The sequence below is a fragment of the Nocardia sp. NPDC060249 genome, from assembly GCF_042728755.1.
Classification (GTDB): Bacteria; Actinomycetota; Actinomycetes; order Mycobacteriales; family Mycobacteriaceae; genus Nocardia.
In genome coordinates this window covers 118,304-131,299 of sequence record NZ_JBHXAQ010000005.1, presented here as the reverse complement: position 1 = coordinate 131,299, position 12,996 = coordinate 118,304, and the positions used below count along the sequence as shown (strand labels likewise).

Below are 12,996 nucleotides of genomic sequence, written 5' to 3'. Positions count from 1 at the left end.
GCAGCCGCTCCGAGAACTTCGGCGCCCACGATTCGACGGCTGTCTGTAATACGTGCACTCAGCAAGACAGTCGGTGCGGCCCGTGCGACTGTTCAACCCCAACACCTGACCGAAGCAGTCACGTTTCGAACGGTCGGTCGGCTACGTACAGAGCAGGCGATAACCGAGGTCGAGATCCCTGAGACCGAGTAGGTTCCGCTGGTCCTCGGTCCATCGTCCGCTGCGAAGATCGTCATCCAACTTTTCGACGCCTGCGGCGATAACACCGCCGTCCAGCGCGTGAAAGATCGATATCGATCTCCTGACACTGTCGTCCAGATACGCGCGGGGACGTCGCCAGTACGCACCGAGAAAACCGTCTGTGCAGTTCGAGGGAACCGGGACAACGGTGGATCGAACATCGGCCCCCATATTATTTAGCGCCGATTCTATGAACGATGACGCCGCCAGCCCGCTTTCGCGCACAGCGATATCAGGAAAATAGTCACGGACAAGCCAGAATCGGTTCATGACCGACTGATCCCAAGTCAGAACGACCTGACGGTTCGACACCCTGCGCAGCTCGGCGAGCCCTCGCTCCGCGTCGCCCCAGAGATGAACCGTCATCGTCGCCATCGCAACGTCGAATGCCTTGTCCGGTATCGGCAAGTCCTCTGCGCGAGCGCGTACCACCGATGCCGACAACGGAGACCGCTGCCGGATCATCGTCAACGAAGGCTCTACTGCCACCACCACGCGGTCGGACGGCTCATAGGATCCTGAGCCGGCACCGACGTTGACGACGGTGCGCGCATCGCCCAGCGCACGCCTCACCAGACGTTCGACCGTTGGATCGGGTGCGCGGTGCACGGTGTATCCCGATCCGCGCGTCGCGTACATGTCGCCACCCGGCGTTGGGCCTGTCCGATCCCCCGAATGTCGTCGCCACCCCTCAGGTGGCGCGGCTCCCCTCCCTTGCCTCATCACTGTTTCGCGCTCAGCTCCGTCAGAACCCTCCAGATGGAGGCCGGCGTTCTGAAGCTCAGCGGATCCAGCGAGGTGATAGGAAATCGCACCGCATACGCGGACTCCAGCGTAACTAGTAGGTTGACGATATCGAGCGAATTCAAGCCAAGAGCGAAGAGATCGGTCTCGGAGTCCAGGTTCTCACCCAGTCCGAACCGCTGAAGCGATTCCTGCAGAATTGTCTCGAAGTTCTGGTCGTGTGTCATCAATGACTCCTGAGATGGCGTTGAGGCCCAGCCGGTTTCACAACGCTCGGTCGACGTCGTTCACTATCCGAACCGTCTCGGTCAGGACTTCCGTCGCAGCAGCGTTCTCGAGTAGGTCTGCGCGCCAGCTGATGTCGAGCACGACCCGCTCACGCCAGTGCTTTACCTTCAGCATGAACGACCGCCCCTGAGAATGTCCGGGGCGATAATGCACACGATCCAGTGGAATTTCACCTGATCCGGACAGCTGCCCCGATGGAATTTCATCGGTCCCGAAGACAGTGGCGTTCTGGAAGTTGAACCAGGCCTCGGATAGAACGAGTGAGTGTTCATCGGAGAGCTCGATCTCTCGAACTCGTTCGAGGGCACCGCGTTCGAGATTCGAGTAGTTGCTTCCGCGGATCTGCTGCGCAAAGGCTGCGGCCGCGACATCCCGGAATCGGGAGAGGGGAGCATCTTTCACGACCACGGGAGCACGCATGAACATGTTGCTCGCAGAGGCTTGTTGAGGTCCACGAAGTCGATTGACAACATGAGCGTGCACTCCCACTGCTGCCGATGCCGTCACCCTGGACACGGCGATCGCGAATGCCGCGAGGAACACCGACGATACGGGCACCCGCAGTGCGGCGGCGACTCGCTCTGCGGTATCGGGCAGCCGAGCCGACGCGATAAACGCCGAAAGGAACGGACGCGAATCGAGCTGGCGCGATGATGGGGCGACGAGTTGTCGTGGCACACCGAGAGCATCGTTCAACTGCCGCAGCTGGCCAGTCCAGTACTGGAGCGCTTGCTCGAGGTGACGACCCCCGGCATCCGACTGTTGCCAGGCCACCTCGTCCAGGGGTTGACTTACTTGCGATGCCAACTTGTCTACGCTGCCGTACTGCGTGATCAGCTCGAGATCCTCACGGGCGACCTTGACACCCCAGTCGTCCAGAGCGGCGTGATCGGCCACCAGTCCGATTTCGCGAACACTACCGTTGGCTTCTGAGAAGATCGCCTTGAACGGCCAATGCCTGTCAAGATCGAAGACTGTGCGCTTCGCTTCCGCGAAATCTGCCGCAGCACGCGCGGGGGTAGTCACCTCGATCACTTTTTCCAGCTCAGCAGGCGTACTCGGTGCCGCATCTACATGCTGTTCTACAGTATCGGCTCCGGACAATGCGAAGCGGGTTCGCAATGCCTCGTGTCTGCTGACAAGCAGACGGAGGGACTCGACCGCGCCGTCGATAGTCAGGCCGTGAGTCGCCACGGTTGTGTTCACATTGATACCGGCGCCCGTTACTCCAGCTGGCTGACGAAGTCGCCATGTCGAGAAATAATCACTCTGCGGCCAACTCAACGGGCCGTATCGAGGACCATGTGTCATGGTGCAGTTATAGACACAGCTGGTCAGCGCATCGAATGGTTGAAATCATCGCGCGCGCAAACGTTGCAGCTTCAAGCAACCTCCTCTTAGGATCGCATCCGCCTGGAAGAGAATGTGAGAGCCGAATGGGGGACGACGTGCCTGCGGATATTCAGTACCTACTCAAGAAGATTCCGGATGCCCTGCGGCGGTTCACAGTGGATGCCGAAACGCTCTCCGCGCAGTCGAGAATTCCGCTCGACCTACTAGATGACCTCATCTCCGCAGGACTGCCTTCGGACTACCGAGAGGGAAATCGCTACTTCGATGAAATCGATATCGCAAATATCAGCCTGTATCAACGATTGCCGACACCCGTCACCCTCGGAATGCGCTGCCGTGCAATGGCTTTGATGGAGTCATCGTCAGCGGGCGAGTTCGAGGTCGAAATCGTACCGTCATGTCCCGACCTCGGCCATCCAGGACCGTGCCATTTCGACACATGGGGTGCGGCCGGGTGGACGCAAGCAGGAACAGGCTCAGATGCACGGTGGCTTCACTCGAGCATTCCGCCCGATACGGAGTTGCCGGAGAATATTATTCGGATCGTTTCGGGGGTAGCCAACGAATTAACATTCTTCCATCTTCCGGAGATACTGAGGGGGGATATATCCTTCGCCGTATCGTCCGGGGTTGCAGATTGCCGGGCCGCAGCCGCTGTTCTCGTAGGCCGCGCACAAGAGAGCGACATCCCGGCACGTCCGGCGTTCGGATTTCTTTTATCGCCACCATTTTCAAGTCCGCACCAATGGGTCGAGTTTCTTGTCGATGGTAGATGGATTGCCGTCGACCCGATACTGCTGCGGGCACTTGCGGAATGGAATATGCTGGATGGTGCCGAATGGCCACCGCATCGATCACCGTCACAAATCTTGAAACGCATAGGTTCGGATTACGCCCCATTGGCTCGGCATAACGGCGCCGTGACCACCGCATCCCTTCCGACACGATGGCGCGCCGATATCTCCGGCGAATCGCAGGCACGAGAGTCTCGATGACATCAAAAGAACGCTCCGATGCACACGAAGAGGTCGGGAGATTCATCCATGATGTCTATTCTTCGGCATTGCGCTCGAATGTCGACCCTGCTCTTGACCTACAGGAACTCGGTGGCGATTCCATCGCCGCGATGAATATTATGTTCCTGATTCAGGAACGATTCCCGGGGACACGCAATATTCCGGCGTTGCGAACAATCATGGGCGGGATGCCATCGGTCGAGGAGTTGACACGGGAGATCGAATCGATCCTGGCCGCGGACACAGTGACGCTGGAAGAAGAACTCACCGGAATCGACGTCGCCCCAAGGACACTGGCTGATCAGGAGTGGTTTCTCCAGGATGCCATACCTCAGCTAGCGCGGCCCCAAGCATGGGGGGTGATGACAAGGATCGTGGCCGTCCCCCATGATTGGACAACCGCTGCCACCGTTGCCGCCGCCCACGATCTCTACACGCGACATCCGGCACTGCGCGCACGCTTCGCAGTGCGCGGCACTCAGTGGCACCAATACCTGCTGGCGGCCGATGACATGGCGGTGACACTCGACCGATGCGTCGACGAATCCGACAGCCACACACTCCAACGCGTCGTAGGCGAAGCGGAGGAGACGCTGGACATTCACGACGGCCCATTGGCGAGCCTAGTGATCGTCACCGACAGGTCCGGGCACACACCACGGTACGTGGTGCTTACAACGCACCATCTGGTCTGTGATCTTCTGTCACTGCAAGTGATCTGGGCAGATCTCGTGCACTTTCAACAATTGCGCGCCCAAAGCGTCGGTGACGGCCCGAAGCCGGACACCACGCTCGCTGCCTACAGCACCGCGTTGCGCGCCTACGCGGCGTCGGAAGCGACGCGAGCACGTGTCGACGCATGGATGGGATGGGATTGGACATCCCTCGGCTTGCTACCCGAGCGGGCCGGCACACCGGACACCGAACGTGCGGTGCACCGACGCCGAATTCCTTTGTCGATCAAGGACGTGGCGCGAAAACAAGGGGTCGACGGTGGGGGCCACGCGCTCCTGCTGGCAGCTACGGGGTACTCCCTCACCGCCCTGACGGGCACACCCAACGTGGCAAAGGTCGTCCACCACGGACGGCTGGCGGTGCCCACCGGCGACCTCGATGCGACACGCACGGTGGGGCGTCTGGCCACGAGCGGAATTGCGCTGTTCCCGAAGAACTCCCGCACCCGAACCCCGCGCCGCTACCTGTCGGAATTCGGGGGTCACAATCCCCCGTCCGCACTGTCCGGTCCGGAATACAGCATTGCCCGATGGCTGGGACCGGATACGGAACGCCTCGCCGCTCTCGAGACACGATCGTGGCCCGACCAGGTACTCATCAACCATGTGAGCGATCATTCGGCACTCCCGGGAGTACTTTTGCCGGTCGATCACCCCAGCGAGCCGAACACGACTGCACCTCGATTCACCGCGCTCGATGTGACCATCGCTACCAGCCCAACGGAAGTACACCTGACGCTGTCGGCAGACCCCAGAAAGCTGGACCCGGACGCACTAGCCGACTTCGGCGCAACATTCGGTCGGTTCTTGGCAGGACTCGACAATGAGTAGACATGACAATGCCGCTGTTTTGTCGGTCATCATTCCGACGTACAACCGGGCAGCTCTACTGGCCCGGACGCTCGACTCGCTGAACTGCCAGCATTCGCCCGTCCCGTTCGAGGTGATCGTCAGCGACGACGGATCAACCGATGACACACGAGCAATCGTCAGCCGGTACGCCGAGCAACTCGCACTCACCTACCACTTCCAGCCTGATCTCGGGTTCCGGGCTAGCGCCGCGCGCAACGCGGGTGCCGCGCTAGCTTCGGCGCCTCTCCTCTGTTTTCTCGACGCAGGCACCTTCGCCGGGCCGTCCTTCGTCGCGTCACATCATGCCTCTCATCGAGTGGCAAATGATGTCGCGACCATCGGATACATCCACGGCTATCAGCCTTTCAAGGAACAACCGCACGTGAGTGAGCTCATCACCACTCTCGGGCCCAGCGCCGCCGGGAACCTCATGGCACGGCAGTCGTGGGCGACCGATATGCGCCATCCCACTTTCGCGGCGGCGGGGTGGGCGATCGACACGCTGATCGCCCCGTGGTCGCTGTTCTTCTCGGCCAACATCTCGCTGTCCGCCGAATCTTTCTGGCGCGTAGGCGGATTCGATGAAGATTTCACCAGCTGGGGGGCGGAGGACATCGAGCTCGGTTACCGGCTACATCGAGCAGGAACCACATTCACGGTATCCCGCGACAGCTGGTCGGTCGAACTGCCGCACCGACGCACCACCGACGCCAACGTTGCAAGCCACAACCGGAATATGGAGATCTTTCTGCGAAAGCACCCGCATCCACATGTCGAACTTTTCGCGGCGACGGGACCCAATCGCGTCAACGACGCATGCGCGCGGGTACTCGACTGGCAACACGCGGTCACCGGATTCGACGTTCGCCGAGAACTGGACGCCGTGGACGGCTTAGCCTCCGCCGAGTCTGTTGTCGTCATCGGCTCCGGAACCGACCTGCCGGGGTATCTCACGGCGGCGTCGGCTATCGACTTCGATGCTGCTGTCGTCGCAGCTCTGAGTCAGCGCAGATCGGTACCGACCCTGCATTCCCTCGGATTGCACACCGGTTTACCGGATCGCTGCGTCACAGATGTCGTTCTGACAACCCGTGTCCTGGGCCTATGGACAGAGTGGGAACGCGAGCTCGTGCGAGAGGCCCGCCGCATCGGCCGTCGCGTCCGGTACACCTTCGACACGATCAACAGGAGTGATCCGCTTGCCACTGCCTGACATCACCCTGTGTGTGATGACCAAGAACGAAGAATCGTTCCTCGAGGAATGCATCCAATCTGCCTTACCGTTCTGTGACGAGTTGATCGTGGTCGATACCGGATCGACCGACGCCACGATCGATATCGCTGCGCGGTATACCGACAAGATCTTCCACACGAGGATCGACGATGACTTCTCCGGGCCGCGCAACGTGGCGCTGGACCACGTACGCACCCCTTGGGTGCTCTACCTCGACGCCGACGAAAGATTGTCCCAGGCCACAGGCCCAGCGCTGACAGCTGTACTCGGCGCGGCCGGTGCACACGTGGAGGCATTGAGCACACTGCGATACAACTTCATCTCGAGCGGGAGTTTCTACGCGGACAACGTCGTTCGAATATTCAGGAACCGAGAACACATCCGCTACCGAAACCGCGTCGCCGAATCGGTAGTCCCCGCTGTCACAGAGGCCGGGAGCGAAATCACGCGTTCCGCCACTGTGATCAACCACATCGGGAACTGGCGTTCCCCGGCTGTTCGTCGCATGAAGTCCGATTGGTACGTCGAGTTGCTGACCGCTCGTCTGGCCGAAGATCCGGGCAGCTCGGAGTTACGTTGGCGTTTAGCTTTGACTCTGAAGAAGGTGGGGCGAATGGCCGAGGCAGACGAGCTGAGCTACGAGGCATTGGAATTGTCCCCCGACTCAGCTGATGCCCAGTCCGCGCGAGCGCACGTGCTGCGCATGCTCGACCAGCCCGGCGAGGCGCTCGAACTCTATCGCCGAGTCGTCGCGAGTAGCCCGGACAACGCCCAAGCATGGAATATGGTCGGTATCGCGGAGTTGTCGATCGGCAACCTTCCTTCCGCTCGGAAGGCTCTCGAACACGCTCGTCTTCTCGACGAACGCCTCACCCATACCCTGATCAACCAGGGCCTGGTAGCACAGGCCGCCGGCGAATATCACGCTGCGGTCGAGCTGTACGAATCCGCGGCAAGGGAGAATCCCGCGTTCCTGGACGAGCATTGGCTCGGTGTGCTGGAAGCCGACCCGTTCCAGCATTTGGCAAACGACAGTGTGATGCGGTTCGCGGGCCTGGCCTACCACCTCGCCTACTGCCGCTGGAAACTGGACCGTGCTGCCGATCCAGCTCGCCTGGGTGTCGGAGAATGAGGCGAGTCGAGTTGTCCCTCGTCGCTGAGGATCCGTCGCGATACGCGGCATGTGTGGAGGCGCTCGACAACGGCAAGATCATCATCGTTCCCACCGAACGGTGGTACATGCTGTGCGCAGACTCCACCGACGGCGCGGCCTGTAGCGCGCTGTTCGTCGGTAAAGGGCGAGACGCCGCAAAGCCGCTCGCCCTGGTGATGCCGACGAACCAATCCGTCGAAGCGCGTTTCTATCTGTCCGAACCGGCCCGTCGACTCAGCGAGAGGTTGTGGCCTGGCAACATGGCGCTCCTCCTCTCATGGCGGAACCACCGAGAAGCCAGCGGGCGATGGTGGCTGGGCTCCCATCACGCGATGGTCACCCGCGACCCTGGGATCCTGGGCAGGCTGGCTGCCGACACTCGAAATACGATTGCCACCACAGTGGTCAGCCGAAGCACCGCGCCGACCTCGACTGACCGGCAGCCGGCGCTGAGTGCCGACGATGTAGAACGTTTCATAGCCCTGACATCGCTGTCGGTGGAACTCTTTATCGACGGCGGTGATTGCCCTGTGAACCAGGGCCTGACAGTGGTGGACTGCACGTCGGTGCCGATGATCGTCAGGGAGGGCGCCGTCGCGTCCGAGACGATCAACGATCTCCTCGCACGTTCCGGCCGCACAGGTGCGGTGGAGGGGCGCACGCTTTCGACCTCCGGATCCGCCCTGGATTCGTCGGGCATCGCCGGTGTGGATATCGATGTCAGATCTTTGAACCCGCGAGACGAGAACCGGCAAGAAGCGTGAGACCCAACAACGTCGGTGCCTCGTTTCTGGACGGGTTGCGAGCGCGCCTGCAGTTACTGCGGTTGCTGCGTGTGGCGAGTCCATCATCGGTCAGCGTGCTGATCGTCGTCTGTCTCGTACAAGCAGCGCTACCCGCCGCGACCGGTATCGCTACCGGTTGGATGGTCTCCGGGTTGGCCTCCCGACCGGACAGCACAGCGGTTGCTGTGAGTGTGCTGCTGGTCGGGGTGCTGATGTGGGCATCCGAGGTAAGCGAGTCCATTGTGTCTGCCGAACGGCACTCCGTGTCTCGTCAGATCGACGCATGGCATCGCGATCATCTGGCCTGGCTGGTGTCTCGCCCGGTCGGCATCGATGTGCTCGAGCGGCCCGATGTCCAGGATGAGCTTGCCATCGGGCTGATGAAGGGACTACCCGGCTGGATCAGCTATACCCTGGGAAGTGGTGTTGTCGGCCAGCTCGTGATCGTCGGGCGCATAATCGGGGCGATCCTGGCAGCGATCGTACTGGCCTGTTTCTCCTGGCCTGTGGCGGTCGGCGCACTCGTCTGCGCACAAGTTCTGCGCATACTGACTCAGCGCGCCTGGCTGGTGCAGCACGCCATTGTGCGTGAGCTGGCGCCGGTTGCCCGCCACGCGGACTATTGGGCCGATATCGCCACCTCGCAGTGGGCGGCGAAGGAACTGCGGCTATTCGGTTTGATCGACTGGGTCGTGACGCGATATCGCGGCGTCGTGGGATCGCGAACCGATCGACTCGCTCAGGTGCGGTTGCTGATCTTACATCGCCTGGTGGCGATCTCTGTCGCGCTGATCGTCACGGCGGCAACGGGAATGTCGCTGCTGGCCCACGCGATCCTGACCGGTCGTGTTGATGCCGGCGTGCTGGCCATCTGCCTGGCAACCTTCTTGGTAGTGCTGGCTAGTAGTCGCCGGGACAACGAATCCTTCGACGTCGAATTCGCCGGGATTCCAGCCCTTGCCTCCATGGAAAGGCTGACCAGGCACACCTCGGTAGTGCCGACACACACACCGAAAGCAACGACGCTGCCGTCAGCTCCACCGCGTGTGCGCTTCGAATCGGTCGGTTTCACCTACCCGACTGCAACGCGTCCAGCGCTGCGCGATGTCGACCTAGAGATCGGTCCGGGCAAACTCGTCGCGCTGGTGGGGATCAACGGAGCCGGTAAGACCACACTCACGAAACTGCTCGGCAGCCTGTACGAGCCGACGCGGGGCCGAATCACCGTCGACGGTGTCGATCTTCGATCGCTGGATCCCGCCTACTGGCGTCACATGATCAGTGTGGTGTTCCAGGAATTCAACCGATACGAACTGCCACTGTGCGACAACATCGCACTGGGAGCAGGCCACGCGACGCCCGACCCGCACGAACTCGCCCAGGTAGCTGCGGAGGCCGGCATCGAAGACCTCGTAGCCAGGGGTTGGGACACAACTCTAGCCAGCACCTACCACGGCGGAGTGGAATTGTCGGGCGGCCAATGGCAGCGCATCGCCCTGGCCCGCGCGGCATACGCGGTGGCCGCCGGTGCTCGGCTGCTCGTATTGGACGAACCGACAGCCCATCTCGATGTCGCCGCCGAACGGGATGTCCTCGACCGCGTCCTGCGAACAGCGCGCGGTGCAGGCGTCCTGCTGATCTCGCACCGGCTCGCCACCGTCCGACACGCTGACCGGATCGTCGTATTGGACGACGGACGTATCACCGAAGCCGGTACGCATCAGCAGCTGATGGAAGCCGAGGGCACCTACGCGCACATGTACCGGCTGCAGGCCGATCGTTTCACCGACACCGAGGAGGTATTGTGAGTCGGCTGTCCACGCTGCGAACGTTCTACCGGATCGGCTACCGTAAACGGCCCATCGCCGCGTCGTCCTATGTGGGGTTGATCGCGTTGGATGTCGCGAGCATCGCAGCGTTCGGCCTGGCTCTACGCACATTCATCGACAGCGGATTACATCACCACACCGCAGCGGCAGCGGTAGCTGCCGTGACAGCGGGGGCTTGTTGGGCGGTCGCGTCCGCGAGTACGTTGCTACGCGCTAATCTCGGCTTTCTGCTCGCTGAGACTGTGAGCATCGATCTCAACAGCGAGATCCTGCACCTCGTCGGCGGAGTCGACGACCTCACGATTCTGGAAGACCCGGACTACGCCAACCGAGTCGATGTACTGCGGCGCGGCGGGGACGCGCTAGGACGTTCGGCGTGGCAGGTGCTCGAGAGTGTCGCGATCGCCTTACGGATGGTGGTGATCGTGACCGTACTCGCGCTGGTGGCCGTGTGGCTCGCAGCGCTGCTGGTGCCGTTGGCTGTCGCTATATGGTGCCAGCGCCGCGGCCAGACACATATCCGGAAGTCGACAATGGACACTGCCCAGGACACCCGGCTGGCAGAGCATCTGTTCACGATGCTCACCCAGCCGTCGTCGGGCATGGAAGTCCGGATCGCTGGTGCCGGTGACGCGCTCCGGGAGCGACAGCGGCAAACGTGGGCGCGCGCCACGCAGATCCAGACCCGGGCGCATCGACTCGCTGCGCGAATCACAACAGTCGGATGGACGGTGTTCGCAGTGGGCTACACCTTTGTCCTGCTTCGGGTGGTCACCACCACGGGAGTGGGCGATGCCATGTTGACAGTCACCCTGTTGACAATCTTGCGCAAGGACGCCGAGATCACAGTGTGGAGGATCCGCAGCATCGTCGAATCGAACCATCTGATCGATGTCTACCTGTGGCTGATCCGCCGCGAAACGGTCCAGCCAGACATCAACGGGCACTTGACGGACCGATTGCGGCGCGGAATCCTGCTGCAGGGGGTTGGATTTCGCTATCGAGGCGCCGAATCTGTGGTATTCTCGTCGATCGACCTAGCGATCCCAGCCGGAACGACACTGGCGATCGTCGGCGAACACGGCGTCGGGAAAACCACGTTGGTCAAGCTGCTCTGTGGCCTGTACGAGCCAATCCACGGCGTGATCACCGTCGACGACGTGGCACTGCACGAGAAATCCCGCCGAGCTTGGCGCGAGCGGGTCACCGGAGGGTTCCAGGACTTCGCGCGCTTTGCGTTCACGGTCAGAGAGTCCGTCGGGGTCGGCGATCTACCGAACCTGCACGACGACAAGCGCATTGAACTAGCACTGGAATATGGTGATGCCGCTGCCGTCGTCCGGACGCTACCTGAGAAACTGGACACCCAGCTAGGGACCGAGTTCGGCGGAGCCGACCTTTCGCGCGGCCAGTGGCAGCGCCTAGCGCTGAGTCGCGCGTACATGCGGACCGACCCGCTCCTGTGTGTTCTCGACGAACCGACCGCATCGCTCGACGCCCGCAGCGAACACCTCGTCTATGAACGCCAGCTCGGATTGGCCCGGGAACTATCTCACCGATCGGGGACGGTGACAGTCCTAGTGTCACACCGATTTTCCACCGTACGCGCAGCCGATCAGATCATTGTCTTGGCGGATGGCGGCATCACCGAGCGCGGAACCCACGACGAACTGCTTGCACGCGACGGACACTACGCGCGGATGTACCGGCTGCAGGCAGACAGCTATGCCGACCGTGTCTAAGGGAACTTCCGTAAGCCGTTGAGCGGCAACGGGTATCGTGTCGTCAGTGGTGATCTCGGCGGCTGACCCGGTGATGGCGGAGTTGTTCTCCGGGCTGCGGCCACCCACGTTCGCCCGTCTGATCACACAGTTGCGGCGCGCGGGCGCTGATCGGCCGCTACGCAGCCGACCCTGGGGATTGCGTTTCGAAGACCGGGTGTTGCTGGTGGCCACCTACTGACGGGCCAACCACACGATGGGTCAACTCGCGGCTGTGTTCGGGGTGCCGAAGTCGGCCGCGGCCCGGGTGATCGAGGACCTGGGACCGGTGTTGGCGCTACGCCCTCGGGCGCGGTTCCCTCGGGGTGCGGTGTTGATCGTGGACCGAACCCTGGTCCCGACTCACGATCACACGCTCGCCGTTCCGAGTAACAACTACCGGTACTCCACCAACCACCAGGTCGTCATCGACGCCGACACCGACACCGACACCGAACTCATCGTCGCGCTCGGAAAACCGTTGCCGGGCAACCGTAACGACTGCCGAGCATGGGCTGAGTCCGGTGCCGCCGATTCCTGCCGCAACGCGGTGGTGATCGCTGATGGCGGCTACCAGGGCACCGGTCTGATCAGCCCGCACCGTCGGTCACCTGGCGTCGAGCTGCCGGAATGGAAACAGGCCCACAACAAGTTTCACCGCAAGGTCGGTGCCCGTGTCGAACACGCTTTCGCCCGGATGAAGACCCGGAAGATCCTGCGCGAGGGCCGTCTACGCGGTGATGGGGTGAGTGTCGCGATGGCTGGGGTGGCGACTCTGGCCAACCTTGCCCACGTCTACTGATTCCTGGCTGGCGGACCGCTCGCCGTCACCGCCCCAGACTTTCGGGACATCCCTTACGCCACCGCGGTGCGCAGGCCGTCCTTGGACTTGAGAAGTGGTGCTGAACCAGCCCGACAGTCACCCCCCGCTGCAGGGCTCAGCGTCACGCAGGAACTCATTGCGTTCGCACGAAACTATGTGGCGCCGAACATGTCCGAATGAACCTG

General features: G+C 61.9%; 10 protein-coding genes and 1 pseudogene. 8 read left to right on the top strand and 3 right to left on the bottom strand.

The window, feature by feature from the left end:
* Window positions 1-141: 141 nt before the first annotated feature.
* From ACFWFP_RS19965 to ACFWFP_RS19955, 3 genes are all read right to left on the bottom strand, one after another.
* Entirely contained in the window at window positions 142-879 is a 738-nt protein-coding gene (locus ACFWFP_RS19965; RefSeq protein ID WP_379297079.1) for a class I SAM-dependent methyltransferase, read from the bottom strand.
* An 83-nt stretch (window positions 880-962) separates the two neighbouring features.
* Window positions 963-1,211, bottom strand: coding sequence for a phosphopantetheine-binding protein (locus ACFWFP_RS19960; RefSeq protein ID WP_379297077.1), 249 nt, complete (start codon window positions 1,209-1,211; stop codon window positions 963-965).
* Between the two features lie 37 nt (window positions 1,212-1,248).
* A complete protein-coding gene (locus ACFWFP_RS19955) occupies window positions 1,249-2,478 on the bottom strand; it encodes a condensation domain-containing protein (RefSeq protein ID WP_379297076.1) in 1,230 nt (409 codons plus the stop codon).
* 230 nt (window positions 2,479-2,708) lie between these two features.
* Here ACFWFP_RS19955 and ACFWFP_RS19950 point away from each other — a divergent pair, with 230 nt between their 5' ends.
* The 8 genes and pseudogenes from ACFWFP_RS19950 to ACFWFP_RS19915 all read left to right on the top strand — a co-directional run bounded on the left by ACFWFP_RS19950 (window position 2,709) and on the right by ACFWFP_RS19915 (window position 12,790).
* A complete protein-coding gene (locus ACFWFP_RS19950; protein ID WP_379297074.1) occupies window positions 2,709-3,620 on the top strand; it encodes a transglutaminase domain-containing protein in 912 nt (303 codons plus the stop codon).
* Window positions 3,617-5,206 (top strand): condensation domain-containing protein, encoded by a 1,590-nt coding sequence (locus ACFWFP_RS19945; protein ID WP_379297072.1) that lies wholly within the window; start codon window positions 3,617-3,619, stop codon window positions 5,204-5,206. Before ACFWFP_RS19950 ends, ACFWFP_RS19945 begins: the two co-directional genes overlap by 4 nt.
* A complete protein-coding gene (locus ACFWFP_RS19940) occupies window positions 5,199-6,440 on the top strand; it encodes a glycosyltransferase (protein WP_379297070.1) in 1,242 nt (413 codons plus the stop codon). The genes ACFWFP_RS19945 and ACFWFP_RS19940 overlap by 8 nt, the downstream gene beginning before the upstream one ends.
* A gap of 16 nt (window positions 6,441-6,456) precedes the next feature.
* Complete coding sequence (locus tag ACFWFP_RS19935) at window positions 6,457-7,593, top strand: glycosyltransferase (protein WP_379297685.1); 1,137 nt, start codon at window positions 6,457-6,459, stop codon at window positions 7,591-7,593.
* A 53-nt stretch (window positions 7,594-7,646) separates the two neighbouring features.
* On the top strand, window positions 7,647-8,378 hold the full coding sequence (locus ACFWFP_RS19930) for an L-threonylcarbamoyladenylate synthase (RefSeq protein WP_379297068.1): 732 nt from the start codon (window positions 7,647-7,649) through the stop codon (window positions 8,376-8,378).
* Window positions 8,375-10,207, top strand: a complete 1,833-nt coding sequence (locus tag ACFWFP_RS19925; RefSeq protein ID WP_379297066.1) for an ABC transporter ATP-binding protein — start codon at window positions 8,375-8,377, stop codon at window positions 10,205-10,207. Before ACFWFP_RS19930 ends, ACFWFP_RS19925 begins: the two co-directional genes overlap by 4 nt.
* On the top strand, window positions 10,204-11,970 hold the full coding sequence (locus tag ACFWFP_RS19920) for an ATP-binding cassette domain-containing protein (RefSeq protein ID WP_379297064.1): 1,767 nt from the start codon (window positions 10,204-10,206) through the stop codon (window positions 11,968-11,970). The genes ACFWFP_RS19925 and ACFWFP_RS19920 overlap by 4 nt, the downstream gene beginning before the upstream one ends.
* Window positions 11,971-12,043: 73 nt before the next feature.
* Window positions 12,044-12,790 (top strand): annotated as a pseudogene (locus tag ACFWFP_RS19915) (transposase).
* Window positions 12,791-12,996 lie beyond the last annotated feature (206 nt).